Source organism: Archangium gephyra, from assembly GCF_049060025.1.
Taxonomy (GTDB): Bacteria; Myxococcota; Myxococcia; order Myxococcales; family Myxococcaceae; genus Archangium; species Archangium gephyra_A.
Genome location: NZ_JBMEQQ010000002.1, coordinates 5,373,095 through 5,391,608, shown reverse-complemented (window position 1 = coordinate 5,391,608; position 18,514 = coordinate 5,373,095). Strand labels below are relative to the sequence as shown.

The 18,514-nt window shown below is 69.3% G+C and carries 10 protein-coding genes and 1 pseudogene; 4 read left to right on the top strand and 7 right to left on the bottom strand.

Annotation, left to right across the window (positions count from 1 at the left end):
* The first annotated feature begins 44 nt into the window (after window positions 1–44).
* Window positions 45–350: a hypothetical protein gene (locus ACN28I_RS23380; RefSeq protein WP_420944168.1), complete on the top strand. Its 306-nt coding sequence runs from the start codon at window positions 45–47 to the stop codon at window positions 348–350.
* A 5-nt stretch (window positions 351–355) separates the two neighbouring features.
* Here ACN28I_RS23380 and ACN28I_RS23375 read toward each other — a convergent pair whose 3' ends face one another.
* The 6 genes from ACN28I_RS23375 to ACN28I_RS23350 form a co-directional block, all read right to left on the bottom strand.
* Window positions 356–4,435, bottom strand: a complete 4,080-nt coding sequence (locus ACN28I_RS23375; RefSeq protein WP_420944167.1) for an AMP-binding protein — start codon at window positions 4,433–4,435, stop codon at window positions 356–358.
* Window positions 4,353–4,829 carry an AMP-binding protein gene (locus ACN28I_RS23370; protein WP_420944166.1) on the bottom strand — a complete coding sequence of 159 codons (477 nt, stop codon included), beginning with the start codon at window positions 4,827–4,829 and terminating at the stop codon, window positions 4,353–4,355. Before ACN28I_RS23370 ends, ACN28I_RS23375 begins: the two co-directional genes overlap by 83 nt.
* Window positions 4,830–4,971: 142 nt before the next feature.
* On the bottom strand, window positions 4,972–6,015 hold the full coding sequence (locus tag ACN28I_RS23365; protein WP_420944165.1) for a polysaccharide lyase: 1,044 nt from the start codon (window positions 6,013–6,015) through the stop codon (window positions 4,972–4,974).
* 181 nt (window positions 6,016–6,196) lie between these two features.
* Window positions 6,197–7,048, bottom strand: a complete 852-nt coding sequence (gene fghA / locus ACN28I_RS23360) for an S-formylglutathione hydrolase (protein WP_420944164.1) — start codon at window positions 7,046–7,048, stop codon at window positions 6,197–6,199.
* Entirely contained in the window at window positions 7,048–8,157 is a 1,110-nt protein-coding gene (locus tag ACN28I_RS23355) for an S-(hydroxymethyl)glutathione dehydrogenase/class III alcohol dehydrogenase (protein WP_420944163.1), read from the bottom strand. The genes fghA and ACN28I_RS23355 overlap by 1 nt, the downstream gene beginning before the upstream one ends.
* A 534-nt stretch (window positions 8,158–8,691) precedes the next feature.
* Window positions 8,692–8,928 (bottom strand): hypothetical protein, encoded by a 237-nt coding sequence (locus tag ACN28I_RS23350; RefSeq protein WP_420944162.1) that lies wholly within the window; start codon window positions 8,926–8,928, stop codon window positions 8,692–8,694.
* A 329-nt stretch (window positions 8,929–9,257) separates the two neighbouring features.
* Between ACN28I_RS23350 and ACN28I_RS23345 the strand changes: the two genes are divergently transcribed.
* From ACN28I_RS23345 to ACN28I_RS23335, 3 genes are all read left to right on the top strand, one after another.
* Window positions 9,258–9,443, top strand: a complete 186-nt coding sequence (locus ACN28I_RS23345; RefSeq protein WP_420944161.1) for a hypothetical protein — start codon at window positions 9,258–9,260, stop codon at window positions 9,441–9,443.
* Between the two features lie 809 nt (window positions 9,444–10,252).
* Window positions 10,253–11,662 carry an ImmA/IrrE family metallo-endopeptidase gene (locus tag ACN28I_RS23340; protein ID WP_420944160.1) on the top strand — a complete coding sequence of 470 codons (1,410 nt, stop codon included), beginning with the start codon at window positions 10,253–10,255 and terminating at the stop codon, window positions 11,660–11,662.
* A 213-nt stretch (window positions 11,663–11,875) separates the two neighbouring features.
* Window positions 11,876–13,066: a cytochrome P450 gene (locus tag ACN28I_RS23335; RefSeq protein WP_420944159.1), complete on the top strand. Its 1,191-nt coding sequence runs from the start codon at window positions 11,876–11,878 to the stop codon at window positions 13,064–13,066.
* Window positions 13,067–13,075: 9 nt separating this feature from the next.
* Here ACN28I_RS23335 and ACN28I_RS23330 read toward each other — a convergent pair.
* A pseudogene (locus ACN28I_RS23330) lies at window positions 13,076–18,360 on the bottom strand (trifunctional serine/threonine-protein kinase/ATP-binding protein/sensor histidine kinase).
* Window positions 18,361–18,514: the final 154 nt, after the last annotated feature.

Genomic DNA, 18,514 nt, shown 5'->3' with positions numbered 1-18,514 from the left:
GGTCATGGGTGGAGGTTGGGGGAGCCACTCCGGGAGGTATCTCCGTGAAGCTCGATTTTTCCTCGTTCCTGCTGGGGTGCGGCGTGGGGGCCAGCTCGTTGCTGCTGGGCAGGCACCTGCGCCCGCTGCTGCTGGATATGGCCACGATCCTCTACCGCCTGCAGGAGCGGGTGATGGCGGGGACGCCGATGGGGCAGGAGGCCCTCGCGGGCCTGCTGGCCGAGGCCCGGGCCCGAGCGTGCCTGCGCGCCGGCTCCCATCCCTCGAACCATTCCACCCACCCCCCCACCCATCAGCCCACGAACCACTCCGCCAGGCTCCCCGCTCCCTTCGGGAGAGGGACGGGGTGACGCCGTTACCGCGGCCCCGAGCCGAAGCGTGCGCGGAACATGGCCACGAGGTCCTCATCGAGGACGTAATCCTCCACATAGAGCCGGGCGGCCTCGAAGCGCAGCTCGCGCAGCTTGCGGTAGTGCAGGTCGAGGTCACGCGGAGTGGGGGTGCCCACGAGGCACGGAGCGTCCTCGAAACGTGAGCTGAGGATGCTGGAGAAGACGCACCCCATGAGCGTGTCGTCGAGGGGGTGCAGCAGCTTGAGCGCGGCGCGGATTTTATGGTCCCAGCCGGTGGCGAAGGTGATCTCCCGTATCTCGCCGACGGGCCTGTGGCTGCGGAGGGCGCCGGCCTCGGTGAAGAGGACATCGCGGCGCTCCTGGAAGCGGCGGATGGCGCGGCGCGGGTCGAAGCAGTGGGGCGCCGAGTCATCCACCACGAGCGTGCCGGGGCGCAGCCTGTCCACGTCGAGCAGGTTGGCGGCGCTGGTGGCGCTGAGGAAGCAGGAGGCCTCGTACACCTCGCCGGGCACGGTGTTGCCGGAGATGCACGTCACCTCCACCTTGCCCCGGAAGCCCAGCTCCCCCACCAGCTCCTCGGTGAGGTGCAGCAGGTGCTCGCGCTTGGCGGGGACGTCGCAGAGCTGGAGGACGCGCGGGTGGGGCAGCGTGCGCAGCAGCAGCCGGAGGATGGCGGTGCCGATGGAGCCGGCGCCGAGGAGCGCCACGTGCTCGTCCTCCAGCCTGCGGCCGCCCGCGCGCAACACCTGCTCCGCCATCATCACGAAGCAGGCGGCGGTGGTGGCGTGGCCGGTGGTGAAGCGGGGCAGCCCGGAGCGGCCGGCGGTGGCCTCCTGGAGGGCGCGCCCGTAGTCGGTGGCCGAGGGCACCAGGCCCGTGAGGGACACGGTGTCGGCGCCCAGCCGCGCGGCCTCCTCGAGCCCCCGGACGGCGGCGTCCACGGTGCGCTGCTTGTCCACGTAGAGGGCGGCGTCCTCCAGCGGCAGCACGATGAGCCCGATGCGGCCGAGGAACGTCTCGTACACGCTGACGAGCGAGGCCTCGCCGTGGAGACAGTCGCGGATGAACTCGCGGGGCGTGAGCCGGAGCTGCTCCAGGAAGGCGCGGGGCAGGGTGGCGAGCGCGGCGGCGTCCACGGAGAGCTTCGCGCTGTACTCCACCTTGCGCGCGGGGCGGCGCTCCTCGGCGCCGCCCACGTCGTTGTACACATCGGCGACGGCGAGCAGGTGCACGGCGCTCTCGGGCAGGGTGGGCCCGGCGTAGTAGAGCGAGAACAGCACCTTCTCGAAGAGCACGGGGAAGGAGAGGTTCGAGGACACGAGCTCCTCCAGCCGCGGGTCCAACGTGCCGCGCAGCCCCTGGCGCTGCTCGCGCAGGTGCACCTTGAGGCGCTCCCAGATGTGGAGGACGGAGAGCATCTCCAGGAAGTCGGGGCGCTGGAACTGGTGGGGGAAGGGGCTCGGCAGGGTGGTGGTGCCGTTGCTCTCGGCGGTGAGGAAGACGCGGACGGTGTGCGCCAGCAGGTTCAGCATGGCGAGGAAGCTGGCGTAGAACTCGCGGTCACCGCCGAGCTGGCGCATGGGGATGACGGAGTCCAGGTCCGCGAAGGTGCCGTTGAGGAGCACGTTCTGCGGCTCGATGCACTGCCCGTTCTTGAAGTGCTGGATGTCGGCGGGGAAGTAGCCGAGCAGCAGCAGGCGCGCGGCGAGCCGCACCCAGGAGTCGACGACGGCCTCGGGGTCCAGGTTGTGCTTGAGGGTGGCGTAGACGAGGCGCGTGTTGGCGAAGCCGCCGGAGCCGGTGCGCTGGCTCTCCTGGGCGAGCGTGCCGGCGAAGTGGCTCACCCGCGGGAAGGGCGCCTTGGGGAACCAGTAGACGTAACAGGCCAGCCCATCGCGCAGCTCGTTCTGGGCGATGGTGAGCGTGAAGCCGGACAGCAGCGGCAACAGCCGCGAGCGGAAGCGCGCCACCACCTCCTCGGACCAGCGCACCACCAGCAGGGGCAGGGGCAGCCCGCCGGGCTCGTGGTACTCCTCCAGGAAGCGGCCCTGCAGCTCGGCCGCGCGCTGCGCCTCGTTGAGCGCCTCGGGCAGCGTGACGGCGCCGGGTACCTTGCGCTCCTGGATGAGGAAGTATTCCAGCGTGTTCGTCACCGAGTGCTTCGCGAAGCGCTCGAAGAGCCGCTGCTGGAGGAGCTGGAAGAAGCCGATCTGGTCCTCGCACCGGACCTCGGCGCCCTTGATGGCCAGCACGCTCTCGCCGGGGCCGCGCCGGTAGAAGGAGCGGAAGTGGCCCTGCGGGCGGAAGAAGCCCTCGGTATCGAAAGTGCCATTGGTGGGCGGCACGGGGATGTCCCGCTTCATCCGCTCCAGCTCCTCGGCCACCCAGGGCTCGGCCTCGCGCAGGTAGCGCCAGAGCGCGGGGGCGTCGCGGGCCACGTCCCAGGCGATGGAGAAGGGGCCCGACTCCGCGCGGGGCTTGTGCGTGCCCAGCTCCTCCAGCAGTTGTCCGAGCGGATGGCTCAGCAGGGCCTCGAGCTTCAGCGCGAGCCCGTACCGGCTCTCCAGCAGTTGCTGCAGCTCGAGCTGGCGCATCGAGTCCAGTCCGAGCTCCGCGAGGGTGCGCCGGGGGTCCAACGCCTCGGGGGCGATGCCGATGAGGCGGGCGAGCTGCTCGCGCAGGAAGGCGGAGGGGCTCGCGTCGGTGGGCTCGGCGCGGGGGGGCGCGAGCCGGGCCGTGTGCAGGACGTCCAGCGTGCCCGCGAGGTAGTCCTGCTTGCAGGCGTTGCGCTGAATCTTGCCGCTGGACGTCTTGGGCATGGTGCCGGGGCGCACCAGCACCAGCGTGTCCAGGTGGATGCCGTGCGTGGCGGCCACGGACTGCCGGGCGGCGTGGGTGATGTCCTCGAGGTTGTCTCCCTCGCGGCCGCGCTGGACCTCCTGGACGACGACGAGCCGCTCCTCCTGGCCGGAGTCGATGGAGAAGGCGGCGCCGCAGCCGGGGCGCAGCGCGGGGTGGCTCTCCTCGACGGTGCGCTCGAGGTCCTGCGGGTAGTGGTTGCGGCCCCGGATGATGACCAGGTCCTTGATGCGGCCGGCGAAGAACAGCTCGCCGTCCTGGAGGAAGCCGAGGTCCCCGGTGCGCAGCCAGGGGCCGTCGGCGGTGTCGGCGCGCAGGGCGCGGAAGGTGTGCCCGGTCTCCTCGGGGCGGTTCCAGTAGCCCTGGGCGACGCTCGGGCCCGACACCCAGATTTCCCCCACCCGGTCCGAGGAGCAGCGCGTGCGCGTGACGGGGTCCACGATGACGACCTGCCCGTCGAGCCACGGGCGGCCCAGGCCCACCATGCGCCGCGAGCCCGGCGTCCCCTCGGGCAGCTCGACGACCCACCAGGACTCCAGCGCCGCACCATCCACCGTGCGCACCGCGCGGCGCGTCCCCGGGAAGCCGCCCGTCACCATGAGCGTGGCCTCGGCGAGGCCGTAGAGCGGGCGCAGCGCGTCCGAGCGCAACCCGCTCGGGGCGAAGGCGCGGGTGAAGCGCTCCACCGTGTCCGCGCGCACGGGCTCGGCGGCGTTGAAGGCGTAGCTCCAACTGCTCAGGTCCAGGCCCTCGCGCTGCTCCGGCGTCACCTTGCGCGCGCACAGGTCGAAGGCGAAGTTGGGCCCACCGCTGAGGGTGCCTCGGTAGCGGGAGATGGCCCGCAGCCAGCGCACCGGTTTCTGCAGGAACGACTCGGGCGGCAGCAGGACGATGGGAAAGCCGGCGTACACCGGTTGCAGCACGCAGCCGATGAGTCCCATGTCGTGGTACATCGGCAGCCAGCTCACGCCCACGGAGTCCTCGGTGCCGCCGAAGGCCCGCTGGATGATGGCGGAGTTGTGCAGCAGGTTGCCGTGCGTGAGCAGCACGCCCTTGGGCACGGCGGTGGAGCCCGAGGTGTACTGGATGAAGGCGAGCGTGCCGGACGTCACCTCCGGTGGCCGCCACGCCTGCCCGGCATCAGGCTCCAACGCGTCGGTGGCCACCCAGCGCAGGGCGGCGAGCTTCCGGCGCCTGGCTGGAGAGCCCGTCCACCAGGTCACGGATGGCGTGCGTGGTGAGCACCAGGGTGGCCTGGGCGTCCTGGGCGATGGCGCGCAGCCGCGGCAGCGTGCGGTGCAGGCGCGACGGGTCCGGCGGGTACACCGGCACGGCCACGACTCCGGCGTACAGCGCACCGAAGAAGGCGGCGGCGTAGTCCAGCCCGAAGGGGTAGAGGAGCAACGCGCGCTCGCCCGCGGCAACGGAGCGCTGGAGCGTGGCGGCGATGGCCCGGGCCTGCCGGTCCAGCTCCGCGAAGTCCAGGTGCCGCGTCTCCGTCTCTCCATCTTCCAGGAGGGTGAAGACACGGCGCGAGGGCTGCTCCAGTGCCCTCCTCCGCAGAATGTCCACAAAGGTCGAGCCGGGCTCGCGCCGCACCAATGCCAGGGGCTTCATGTCTCTCGGCACCACACAGGGGGGAGACGCCGCGCGGGGGGACGCGGCGTTGCCGGGGGACAGGGGGGTTGCCCACCGGCGGACGGATCTTCATCCGCCCGCCGGTGGGCTTCAATGGGGCGGGGACACCCCACCTGGGTACCTAGCGACGCCGCGATCGGCGAGCTTGGGCGGGCGCGGCGGCCTTGCGCCGGCTGAGCAGCGTGGCCAGCGCCAGCCCCGCGGCGACGAGCAGGGGCATGCCACCCGTCGAGGAGGCACCGCAACTCGCGGGAGGCATCCCCGCGGTGGCGAGCGTCGCGTCCTCGGGGATGATGCCGCCCGTGCCCGGGACGGAGTCCGAGCCAGGCACCTGGGCGATGGGCCCCTCCAGCTCGGGAGGCGGATCTCCCTCACCGGAGGCGCCATCGTCCGGCGTGCCCTCGGGAGCCGGGGCCGGAGCCGGAGCCGGCGCGGGCTCCGGGGTGGCGACGACGGGCGGGGGCATCACGTCCTCGAGGCGGGTGGCCTGGACGAAGCCGTCGTGGAAGACCACGCCCTCGGGGGCGATGGACGCGTCGCGGTAGAGGCCCATCTTGAGGTAGTTGCGCTGGCCCGAGTACTGCGTGGCCACCTTCATCAGGGGCAGGACGACCTTGCCGTTGTGGTACAGCTCGACGAAGCCGACCTTCGGATCCGGCGACCACTTCACGTGCAGGACGAAGTCGTTCCACTGCTCACGCTGGAGCGGGGAGCGCCAGACGATCTTCCCGGTGCTTCCGCCCACGCGCAGGCGGAGCTGATCATCCACCACGTAGAACTCGAGCGGCGGCGAGCCACTGTTCCCGTCGTGGTGCCACTGGGTGAAGATCTGCCACTTCGACGAGCGTGGGAAGCTCTTCGGGAAGAGGGTGCTCCACTTGTAGAAGAACTCGGAGCCGGCGGGCTCACGGTCCACGTAGAGCAGCTCGTTGCGGTTGCCGCTCGCGTTGATGGGATCATCGCCCTGGCGGACGGTGGTCTTCAGCGCGTAGCGGCCCTCTCGCACCGGCGAGCTGACCACCAGCAGGCGGCTCGAGGAGACAGTCTGCACGCGATCCCACTGCGAGAGGTTGCCGGTCTCGAAATCTCCCCTCCACACGGTGGAGGCGGTCGCCAGGGTGGGCAGCAGCAGCGCGAAGGGGGCAAGTCTCAGCAAACGCTTCAAGCTCGGTCCTTTCGTTCCGTTTGAGTGCCCACGGACAAACGGACCGCCTTCCCACTTCCCGGCGTGCCTCCCTGTCAGCCCTCCCCGAAGCAGGAGCCCCCTGGCCTTCTCGTACTGCCTCCCGCCACACGGGCCCCTCGCCGGAAGCCCGTCCGGCGAGGAAGCACGTGCCCCCACGATTTCAGGCGGTTAGGGCCGCAGCGTGGTGGCGGAGGTGGTCCGCGAGGAAGGTCGAGACGAAGTAGTAGCCGTGGTCGTACCCGTCTTGGGAACGGAGCGTCAGGGGCTGCCCCGCCTGGTCGCAGGCCTCCCGGAGGAGCTCGGGTTTGAGCTGATCCACGAGGAACTTGTCGCGCGTGCCCTGGTCCACGAGGAGGGGCGGAAGGCGCGTGCGCGCGGAGCGGATGAGCTCGGTGGTGTCCCACTCCTTCCAGGCCTCGGTGTCGGCTCCGAAGTAGGTGCGGAAGGCCTTCTGCCCCCAGGGGACGCGCATGGGCGCGCAGATGGGCGCGAAGGCCGAGACGGAGCGGTAGCGGCCGGGCTGGCGCAGGGCGCAGACGAGGGCGCCATGTCCTCCCATGGAGTGGCCGAAGATGCCCTCGCGGTCCATGCGGGCGGGGAAGTTCTTCCCGATGAGGCCGGGCAGCTCGCCGGTGACGTAGCTGAACATGCGGAAGCGCGAGGCCCAGGGCGCCTGGGTCGCGTCCACGTAGAAGCCGGCGGCGGTGCCCACCTCCCAGTCGGCGCTCTCGTTGGGAATGCCGGTGTCGCGCGGGCTGGTGTCGGGGACCACGAGCATCAGCCCCAGCTCGGCGGCGAGCCGCTGTGCACCGGCCTTGATCTGGAAGGTCTCCTCCGTGCAGGTGAGGCCCGAGAGGAAGTAGAGCACGGGCACCTTGCCCGCCTGCGCCTGCGGGGGCACGTAGACGGAGAAGCGCATCTCGCCGCCACACACCGCCGAGTCGTGGCGGTAGTAGGAGACGGTGCCTCCGAAGCAGCGGTGCTCGGAGGCGAGCCGGAGTGCCGTGTCCATCAGTACGTCACCACGGCGCGGATGGACTCACCCCGGTGCATCAGGTCGAAGCCCTCGTTGATGCGCTCCAGGGGCAGGGTGTGGGTGATGAGCGGGTCGATCTCAATCTTCCCGTCCATGTACCAGTCGACGATGCGGGGCACGTCGGTGCGGCCGCGGGCGCCGCCGAAGGCACTGCCCTTCCACACGCGCCCGGTGACGAGCTGGAAGGGACGGGTGCTGATCTCCTGTCCGGCCGCGGCCACGCCGATGATGATGCTCTCGCCCCAGCCGCGGTGGCAGCACTCGAGCGCCTGCCGCATGGTCTGCACGTTGCCGATGCACTCGAAGCTGTAGTCGGCGCCGCCGCCGGTGAGGTTGACGAGGTAGGGCACCAGGTCCGCGCCCACCTCCTTCGGGTTGACGAAGTGGGTCATGCCGAACTTCTCGGCCATCTCGCGCCGGGCGGGGTTGAGGTCCACGCCGACAATCTGGTCCGCGCCCACCATGCGGCAGGCCTGCACCACGTTGAGGCCGATGCCGCCCAGGCCGAAGACGACCACGCGGGCGCCCGCCTCCACCTTGGCGGTGTAGATGACGGCGCCGATGCCCGTGGTCACTCCGCAGCCGATGTAGCAGACCTTGTCGAAGGGGGCGTCCTCGCGAATCTTCGCCACGGCGATCTCCGGGAGCACCGTGTGCGTCGCGAAGGTGGACGTGCCCATGTAGTGGTGGACGGGGTCCTTGCCGATCCGGAAGCGGCTGGTGCCATCGGGCATGAGGCCCTTGCCCTGGGTGGCGCGGATGGCGGTACAGAGGTTCGTCTTCTGCGACAGGCAGGACTTACACTGGCGGCACTCGGGCGTGTAGAGCGGGATGACGTGGTCACCCTTCTTGAGCGAGGTGACGCCGGGGCCCACGTCCACCACCACGCCCGCGCCCTCGTGGCCGAGGATGCTGGGGAAGATGCCCTCGGGGTCCTTGCCCGAGAGCGTATACGCGTCGGTATGGCAGATGCCCGTGGCCTTCAGCTCGATGAGGACCTCGCCGGCCTTGGGGCCTTCGAGGTGCACTGTCTCGATGCGCAGGGGCTTGCCGGGTTCGAATGCGACCGCTGCCTTGATGTCCATGCGGGTGTCCTCCAGGGATGTAGCGGGTTGAGTCGGAGGGTAGCTACCACGCGCGAGGCACGGTGGCTCCACCGGCCGAAGAATTGCGCTTCCCGACAGTCGCGGTAACACATGTCCGGATTTGCTGGTCATCGAGTAGCACCGGACGAGGCGCATGAGAGGCGTGGCCGACAGAGCGAGGGCAGTGGAGCGGCCCGGCGGGACGAGTGTCCTGCTGGTGGCGCTGTTGCTCGCCGTGTCGGCCTCCGGGTGCGGCCAGTTGAACGATTCCATTGATTCCCTCACCCTCCGGTTGGAGGAGTGGGACCGGCACCGGCACGGCACCGCCGGGAAGTCCGGACAGGGCACGGCTCTCCCGCACCAGGCCTCGGTGCGTGAGTGGGAGCCGGAGCCAGCACAGCGTTCCGCCCGGGTACGAGGAACGCTCATCGGGGGCCTCGCGGTCAGCCGCGCGGACACCCCGGCAGCAGGGGAGACCGGGCTTCAACGGTCTCCGACGGGCCAGGAGGCACAGCCTCCGAGGCAGGCCCGGATCTACGAGTCCCCGCGGGTGAAGAAGGGACTCCCACCCGGTGCCGGGTCCGCCATGGCGCGGACACGGGTGACCGCGCCCGAGGGAATGGCGCGGTGGTTGGCCGCCGGTTCAAAGCCGGTGAAGGCCATCCGCCAGGCAGTCAGCGTGAGCGCGCCGCGGCTGCAGGGCGTTGTCCGAGGCAGGTGGATCCAATCCACCGAGCCGTTGGACGTGGAGCGCCCGCTGATGGGCGGCACCTCCCCTCCGCACCTCCTCGCGCGCCTGGGAACGCCGGGGAGACGCTCGCCTGAAGCGGTGAGCCGTCATTCGAACCCGGAGAAGCCACCACGACTCGCCGTGACCGGGAGTGCTGCCGGAAGGCCCGTGCTCGCGCGCGGGTCCGGCCCCCCGCCTCGGGCGCAACAGGTGAGGCGGGAGGGTGCACGGCGGGGCTCTGGCCCGAGCGCCGAGCACCTGCACGCCTCCGCCAGGCGTGGACGTGTCGTGACGCGTGTACCCCCGGGGCGACAGAAAGCACTGGCAGCGGTGCGTCCTGAATGGGACGCAGGGCCGCCTCGACCCGGGCGTGTCCAGGGTGGCCTGGAGCGACGCGCTCCAGAACACCACCAGGAACATCGCGTCCGCCCTCCACGTGGAGATCGCGCTGAACACCGCGCTCGACGAGCCGTTGCGGGCCTACGGGACGACGTCCGCCCATGGTCAGGAGAGCCGTGCCCAAGGAACGTTTCTGCAGGGATGCGGCCACGGGTGATAGGAGCGGGGCTGCGTCCATGCTCGGCAACGGCGCCGTCCTTGGCGAATGTTGCTCAGGCAGTGGAGCGACAGAGGCTTGGCAGCTAGGACGGATTGGGGACCGGTACGCGCCAACTCCCCCACTTCTGATGAAGCAGAGGCTTCATTGGGCTTGGTGGTGTTGTGTGAAGTCCTAGGCATCTCCTTCTTGGACCAAGCCTGTTGCGACCCCATGGATGGGCTTGTAGCCCTTTTCCTTCTAGGGGTTGACCATCTCGCCGCCTGACCTCAAGCTGCTTCCCCGGTAAGTCGCGCCGTGCGCTACATTGCTGCTATGAACCTGGAGGAGTTCTGCGCCAAGTACCCGGCTCACCCGCCGAGGAGAGCAGCGGATAACGCGTCGGAGCTTCGGCTGCTGACCGAGCCAGAGGGCGTGCGCCAGCTCGTATCCCCTCCTGCAGAGACGACGACACCGGCCTCACCCCGACTGAACCCTGATGTGCGCTACGGGCGGCATCTCTGGGTTTTCCGCGAGACGGAGGTTCCGTACATCTTGGAGGCTGCTCCCATGGCAAGCCCGGCATTGGCTTCAGGTGTCGCTAAGCACACGAATCTCACTGGAGGCTCGCCGGCTTCTTGTGGGGGAGAACTGTGGATCGATCCTGCCGATGAGCGGCTTCTATATGTGAACGGGGCATCCGGGCGCTATGGCCCGCAGACGCCGCAGCAACTTGTAGATGCAGTTTCCGTGTTCCGGGGCAGGGGATTCGAAGTGGTCAGTTTTGGCTGGGATGAGGACGTCAACAAGCCCGCGAGGATCTTACGACCGTGAACTCGATCGAACCAAGGCTGCTTGACTCCGTTTTTGGGCAAGGGCCTGGAGATACGCCAGTGGAGCGGGCGCGACACTCATCGCGCACTTTTGTGAGAAGCATCGACCAGTTGGCCGAGTACTCCACTGGAGCCCGAGGACGGCGCCTGACCGCGTACGAAGCGTTGGAGGCGTACGGGTTCGAGAGGCTTGCTGAAGCTGTGCTGGAAGGCTCTGCGTTGCTGGCAGCCTCTCGGGACGCGCTGGGGCGTGTGCTTCACGACCGTAGAGAGCAGTTGGCGTTGACCCCCGGGCGTGTGGCAGCGCGTGCCAAAGTCGACGTGAGTGTCGTCGAGGCTGCGGAACAGTCGAGGCGAGTATCGATTCGGGAGTGCGAAAGAATCGCTCGAGCGATGGGTCTGGATGAACGGTTCATCTCAGTGCTGCCCGAGCCCGCCGGTAACGAACGGGTGGCTGTCCGCCTTCGGACTCTGGGTCGCGAGAATCAGGGAATGATGACGCACGCGGCGGTCTCGGCAATTTCCGAGGCTGCGTGGGTCGCCATGACTCAAATCCGGATTGAAGAATCATTGAGACTCAGGCCTGCACCCATTGGCATTGAGTACAGCCCCAACTATGGGACGCCGGGGTATCCTGCCTACAGATGGGGCTACCTGCTCGCGGTGGAGGCAAGGCGCTCCCTGGGATTGGGTAATGCTCCGCTCAGTTCCCTCCGCGAACTTGCAGAGGAGCGCCTTGGGCTCCCAGTCATTCAGTCCGAGCTTGGTGAGTCGATCGCGGGGGTGACGGTCGAGGTAGGAGATCGCCGTGCCATCGTAGTCAATCTGAGCGGCAGGAACCGACACGTCTACGTGAGGCGGAACACAATTGCTCACGAACTGGGACATCTACTCTTCGATCCGCCCAACCGTCTCAATTCTCTCCGAGTCGATGAGTATGAGGACCTCGAGGCGCCCTCCGAAATGCTGCCGGATGCAGTAGAGCAGCGAGCGAACTCATTTGCTGCGGAGTTTCTGGTTCCGCAGTCCGAAGTGGTGGCCCGCTATAGGTCAAATGTCGAGGACCCTGTGGGCACCATCATGGATGAGTTCGGAGTGAGCTTCACGGTAGCCCGCTATCAGTTGTGGAACGGGCTTGATCGTGTGGTCCCTCTTGAGCAACTGGTGTCCAATCGCAGGCAACCACCACATGAATGGGAGGGTCGAGAGGCTTTCACTGTCGACTATCATCCCATTCGGCACATACGGCCTTCGCGGGCAGGGCGCTTCAGCGCATTGGCGGTGCGAGCAGCGCAGGAGGGCATCGTTTCCTGGGATACGGCTGCTGAGTGGCTGGAGACAACCTTGGAGGAGGTGCAGGGCTCAGCAGATATGTTGCGGGACTTGTTTCCGGCAGTATTTCAATAGGCCGCGAACTGATTCGCCATTATCTGTTGATTCCCTTCAAGCCACCGCTCTTCGCTCTCCAGGCAGCAGCCTGCGCTTGGCTTGGGGGAGTGTGGGCTTGCCTTCGAGTGTACAAGCCCACTCCGAGTCCAGGAGGCTTCAACGGCCAAGGTCCCTGCTAGGACTTCTCCGGGGCCTTGCGGCGATGGAACCCCATGCGGTCAGATGACCCGCATGTCCGCTCCGCTCTCGCCTGACGTGCTCAGTACTCCCGAGGGAATCTCCAACCCCTACCCCGCCTATCGGGCCTTCCAGGGCCCCCCGGTGCGCTACCTGAGGCTCCCCGCGGGGCCCCTCACGGGCCGGACCGAGCCGCTCTACGCCTGGGCGCTGCTCCGTCACGCCGATGTCCTCGCCGCCATCCGCGACCCCGCCACGTTCTCCTCGCAGTCGCCGGCGGTGTTCAAGACGATGCCCAAGTTCGCGCTCCTCCACGATGACCCGCCGCACCACACCCGGATGCGGCGGCTCGTGAGCAAGGCGTTCAGCCCGCAGCGCATCGCCTCGCTCTCCGAGTGGATTGGTCGCATCGCCAACGAGCTGCTCGACACCGCGGGCAGAGGCCCCGTGGAACTCATGGCGGCCTACGCCGTCCCCCTGCCGATGCGGGTCATCGCCGGGATGCTGGGCGTCCCGGACGCGGACTATCCGTCCTTCAAGCTCTGGTCGGAGGCCGTGGTCGCCTACGTCGGCATGTCCGCGGAGGAGCGTGGGCGCAAGATGCAGGAGATGATGGGCTACCTGGCCCAGATCATCGCCGCGCGCCGCGCGCAGCCCGCCGAGGATCTCATCTCCGCGCTCGTGGAGGCCGAGGTCGACGGCACGGCCCTCACCGATGCGGAGATCCGCAGCTTCGCCGCGGTGTTGCTCGTCGCGGGCAACGAGACGACCACCAACCTGATCGGCAACATGATGGCCCTGCTCGCGGACCGCCCCGAGCTCTGGCGCCGGGCCCGCGAGGATCGCTCCCTGGTCGAGCCCATCATCGAGGAGGTGCTGCGCTACGAGAGCCCGGTGCAGCGCTTCCCCCGGGTCACGACCCGGCCGGTGAAGATCGGCGACGTGGAGATCGGCGCGGGGGAGATCGTCGACATCGTCTATGGCGCGGCCAACCGGGATCCTTCCGTCTTCGAGGATCCGGACTCGTTCCGGCCGGAGCGCCCGACGAACCCGCAGCACCTGGGCTTCGGGCTGGGGACCCACTTCTGCCTGGGTGCTCCGCTGGCCCGGCTCGAGGCCCGCATCACGCTCAATGCGTTCCTGGACAGGTTCCCGGCGCTCGGGCGCGGGGAGGGCGCCGCGGTGCGGCAGGGGTTCGCCCCGGTGAGCCTCGGCTACAAGTCGCTGCCGCTCGTGCTCGGCTGAGCGGAGCGGCTACATCAGCGGCAACTCCAGCGTGGCCGTGGCACCCTTGCCCGGCCCCTCGCTCTCCAGCGTGAGGCGCCCGCCCAGCTTCTGGGCGGCCAGCGCGCTCGAGTGCAGGCCCAGGCCATGCCCGTCCTCGCGCGTGGTGAATCCCTGGCGGAAGAGCCGCTCGCGCACCTCGGGCGCGATGCCCATGCCGTTGTCCACCACCTGGATGCGCGCCACGTCCTGCCGCGCGTCGAGCCGCACGTACAGGTGGCGCTGGCCCGGGGGCAGCACGGCCATGGCGTTCTTGGCGTTGGTGATGAGGTTGATGAGGATCTGCAGCACCTTGTGCTTGTCCAACTTCGTCCTGGAGAGCGTGGAGAGCTCCCGGACGACGTTGACGCCGTGGCTCTTGAGCGCGGGCATCTGGATGCTCAGCGCTTCCTCGACGACCAGGGGCAGATCGCACTCCTCGGTGACGAGCGTGTCCCCGGCATAGGTCTGCTGCACCTTGACGATGGCCCGGATGTGCTCGACGTGCTGGGTCGTCGCCTCCAGGCCCTCCTTCAGCACCGCCTGCTCCTGGTGCAGCTCCTCGGAGAGCGCGGAGAGGTAGTCCGGGAGCTGGGAGCCGCGCGGATCCCGGGTGAGGAAGTCCGCCAGCTCCCGCCGGTGATCCTCGAGCATGTCGGCGACCAGCTTCAACCGCCCCAGGCGCGAGGTGCCCACCGTCTGGTTCATCACCTGCACGTTGACGATGGCGCTGGTCAGCACGTTGCCGACGTTGTGGAGCACGTTGGTGGCCACCTTGGCCATGCCCGCCGCCCGCGCCGTCTCCACCAGTTGCGCCTGGGCCTGCCGCAGCTCCCGCGTCCGCTCGTCCACCCGCCGCTCCAGCTCGTCGTTGGCGCGGCGCAGGGCCGTCTCGGCGCGCTGCACGTCGGCGTACAGCCGCGCGTTCTCGATGGAGATGGCGGCCTGCGAGGCGAGCTGTCCCAGCAGGGAGAGGCGCGCGGGCGTGAAGGCGTTGGTGGTGAGGCTGTTCTCCAGGTAGAGCATCCCGCGGAACTCCTCCTGGCGCAGCAGGGGCAGGCAGAGCAGGGAGCGGGCCTTCCCGCGCTCCAGCCAGGCATCCGACGAGAAGGGGTGGGGCTGGGAGGCATCGCCGATGAGCACGTGCTCCCGCGTGCGCTTGACGTAGGAGAGGAGCGTCCACGGCAGGGGCGTCTCGTCCGGGCCGGCCGGGGCGCCCTCGGGCACGGTGCCCGAGTGGGCCACCACCGAGAGCGTGTTGCCGTGGGGCAGCAACAGGGCACCGCGCTGGGCGCCCGCGTTCTCGATGGCCACCCGCAGCAGCGTGGCCGCCAGCCGCTCCAGGACGATCTCCCCGGAGATGGCCTGCTGGGCCTTCACCACCGTGAGCGCGTCGAGCTGCTGCGTCGAGTTCGTGTCCGTGGTGGCCGTCTCGGCGGGCGCGGCGGAGGCCAGGGACGGCCATTCGGCGTCCAGGTGCCGCACCTTCCCGTGGGCGCCCCAGAGCAGGTACGCCTCCCGGGCCTTGTGCGCGTAGGCCTCGGCGATGGTGGGCATCCGCTGCTCGCGCCAGAAGCAGGCCGCGAGCTCGTTGGCCAGGGCGGCGTTCTGGATGAAGCCATGCTCTCGGGCGGACTGGACGGCCTCCTCGTAGGCGCGCAGGGCTTCCTTGTCGCGGCCCGTGAGGCGGGCCAGCTCCGCGAACACCATGCGCTCTGGCGCGCGGAAGGTCGAGGGGACGTTGCCGGCCCACTCGGCCAGTTGTTGCTGAGCCCCCCGCAGGGTCTCCAGGGCCTGCTGCTGCTCCCCGGTGCTCAGCTCGCCGAAGCAGGCGGCCAGGGTCAGGGCGCGGTAGAGGTGGAAGTCCAGGAGCTGGATTTGAATGCTCGAGGCCCAGGTGAGACCGGCCGCCCGTTCACCCGCCTCGCGCGCCTCCGCGTAGGCCCCGCTCATGAAGCGCGAGCGCATCTTGAGGATCCAATAGAAGCACCGCATGGTGCTCATGCGGTCCGGTGACAGCCCGGCTTCGAAGGTGTCCTCGTCGAAGTCCTCCCCGCTCAGCGAGCCGAACGCGCGCGAGAACCCGCGCAGGTGCTGCACGTACCGCTGGAGGTGGTGGAGGATGTGTTGCGCATCCTGGAAGCCCGCCTTGCGGACGAAGGTGAGCCGCGCGACGGATTCCTGGTAGACCTCCTCCAGCGGATGCCCCACGGCGAGGCGGTCCGTGACGATGTTGATGCAGCAATAGCAGGCGGCCTGGAACTCACTGCCCTGCAGCGCGAGCTGGAAGCCCTTGCGCAGGGGCTCCAGCGTCCCGGAGAGCGGCTGGGTCCAGTAGGTGATCATCGCCATGAGGTAGATGATCCGGCTGCGGAAGGCCGTCAGGTCGTAGCGCTCGACGAGCGCGCAGGCCAGCAGGCCGAAGGCATGGCCCTCCTGGTACCGCTTGAAGGTGGTGCCCAGCACCGCGCCGTACCAGCCCAGGCCATAGGCGGCCGCCTCGGTCACTCCGTGGCGGAGGATGAGGGAGACCATCCGGCACAGGTGGAGGACGAACAGGTTGCGGTCGAAGAAGGACGCGGGCGCGGAGAGGGTGGAGAGGACGCTGATCACCGCCTCCAGGTCCCGGTCCGTCATCCTCGGCAGGTGGATGAGGCTCGGGATGGGGCGCTCGCCCAGCAGGGCCTGGACCTCCTCGTTGGCGGCGACCACCTCCTCCCAGGAGGGGTGCGGTGGGATGGGCATGCCCATCCGGGCCAGACACTCCACGAGGCAGGTGGTGGCGGCGTGGATTTCGCCGGCGGCGAGGTGGATGCCGCTCTTCAAGCGGTAGACGGCCGCCAGGTCCGCGGGGGTGCGCGCCCGGGGCAGGAGTTCCTCCAGCAGGCGGCGGGCCTCGGCGGTGTTGCCGCTCATGCAGCTCGCAGCTCGCCTGGTCGCGCCGCAGCTTGAAGGCCAGCGTGGGCGCGCTCTCCCAGGGATCTCCGGGGAGCAGGTGGAAGGCCGTGGCCAGATAGACGACGGCCGAGCGGAAGGCGGTCGAGGCCTTGGCCCTCGCTCCGGCCTCGGCGTTGAGGCGGGCCACGCGGTGGCGCTCCGCGGGCTCATCGATCAGCTCCGCGCCGGCGTTGAGCTGGCCCACCACGTCGAAGAGCTTCTCGTGCACCTCCTCGGGCGACAGGCTCGCCAGCAGCAGGCGGCCGATGTGCAGGTGGACGGCCTTGCGCTGGTCCTCGGGGATGAGGGCATGGGCCGCCTGCTGGATGCGGTCATGCAGGAAGCGGTACTGCTCGGGGCCCACGCACATCAGCAGGCCCTCCTGGAGCGCGGGCTCCAGGCCCTTCTCCACTTCGGCCGTCTCCGCCATGTGGGAGATGACGAGCAGGATGCGCGGGGAGAAGCTGTTGCCCACGCAGGCGGCCAGCCGCAGCAGGTGCTGGGTGCCATGGGGGAGCTGGCGCAGCTTGCCCACCATGAAGTCCACGACGTTGTCGGAGTAGCCCTTCGCCCGGACTCCCTCGGCGTCCCAACGCCAGGTGCCCTCGGCCGTGCGCACCAACAGGCCGTCCTGGTTGAGCGTGAGCAGGAATTGCAGCAGGAAGAAGGGGTTGCCGCCCGTCTTCTCCCGGGCCAGGGCCGCGAGCGGTCCGATGAGCTCCTCCCCCGCGCCGGGGAGCGTGTCGGCCACCAGCCGCCGCACGTCCTCCAGCGCGAGCGGCTCGAGCGGGAGGTCCGTCATCCGCGCGTTGGCCTTGCGCACCGCCTCCAGCGCCAGCGCGAGCGGATGGGTGGGGCCCACCTCGTTGTCCCGGTAGGCTCCGAGGAGCAGCACCGGCGGTGCCTCCGGGTGGGTGAGCAGGTGTTGGAGGAGCTGGAGGCTGGCCAGATCGGCCCACTGCAGGTCATCCAGGAACAGGACGAGCGGATGCTCGGGCGTGGCGAACACGCCCAGGAGCCTGCGGAACACGCGGTTGAAGCGGTGCTGCGCCTCGACGGGCGGCAGCTCCTGGACGGACGGCTGCTTGCCGAGGATGAGCTCCCATTGCGGCACCACGTCCACGAGGACCTGGCCATGGCCCTCCAGGGTGTCGTGCAACTGCTCGCGCCAGCGCGTCAGCTCCTCGTCCGTCCCCGAGAGGAGCTGCTGCGTCAGCCCGCGGAGGGCCTGGGCCAGGGTGGAGTAGGGGATGTCCTGCTGGAACTGGTCGAACTTGCCGCTGAGGAAGAAGCCGCGCTGGCGCACCACCGGCTTGTGCAGCTCGTGCACCACCGAGGACTTGCCGATGCCGGAGTAGCCGTGCACCAGGACGAAGCTCCGGCCGGCCATGCCGGGCGACGCGCTCGAAGCTCTGCAGCAGGGCGGTGGCCTGCGTGTCGCGCCCGTAGCGCCGCTGCGGGAGCTGGAAGCGGGTGGGCACATCGTGGACGCCGAGCGGGAAGTCCTCCTTCTCGCCCCGGAGCAGGCCGTCGCGGCACCGCTCCAGGTCCACCTTCAGCCCCTCCGCGCTCTGGTAGCGCTCCTCGGCCACCTTGGCCAGCAGCTTCAGGACGATGGCGGACAGGACGGGCGGCAGCTCCTTCTCCCGCTCGAGCGGGGGCTGCGGCGCCAGCGCCATGTGGGCATGGAACCACTCGAGCGCGTCGAGCCCCTGGAAGGGGCGGCTGCCCGTCAGCAGCTCGTAGAGGGTAATCCCCAGGGAGTAGAGGTCGGTGCGGTAGTCCACCGAGCGGTTCATGCGCCCGGTCTGCTCCGGGGACATGTACGCCAGCGTCCCTTCGATGAGGGAGGCCTGCACCGCGTCCACGTGCTCGACGAGCTGGAGGCTGGCGATGCCGAAGTCGATGAGGTGCGTCTCTCCCGAGGGCGTGAGGATGATGTTGGCCGGCTTGATGTCCTTGTGGATGATGCCCCGGCGGTGGATCTCCGCGAGGGCCGAGGCCAGGGAGATGGCCTGCTCCAGGACGCGGAGCACGTCGAAGGGCTTGCCGGTGAGCGAGGACAGGGGAATGCCCTCGATCTCCTCCAGCAGCAGCACCGGGCGGTCCTGGAACTGCTCGCAGGCAATGGCCCGGGTGACGCCGCGCACGTCCCGGAGCCGTTGGAGGATGCCGAACTCGCGCCGGTAGCGCTCGCGCTCGCGGGGGCCCGGAGAGGTGGCCACCGGCGTCTTGAGGATGAGCGGAAGCCCGTCCGCGTCACGCACGGCGTGGAACAGCAGGTTCATGCCAGTGGACTTGACGACTCCTCGCGGCGTGTAACCTGGGATGTTCAGCATCTCGGGCGTCCTGGGCTGGGCGCCGCCCGCACAGCGGCTCGACCACCATGGGTGAGGCCCCGATGGGAACAGACCCGGGAAGGATCTGCAACGCGGGAGTGTGTGCCCCGGAGTGCGCCCCCTCCCCCGCGGAGCGGCCGCATCGGCCACGCCC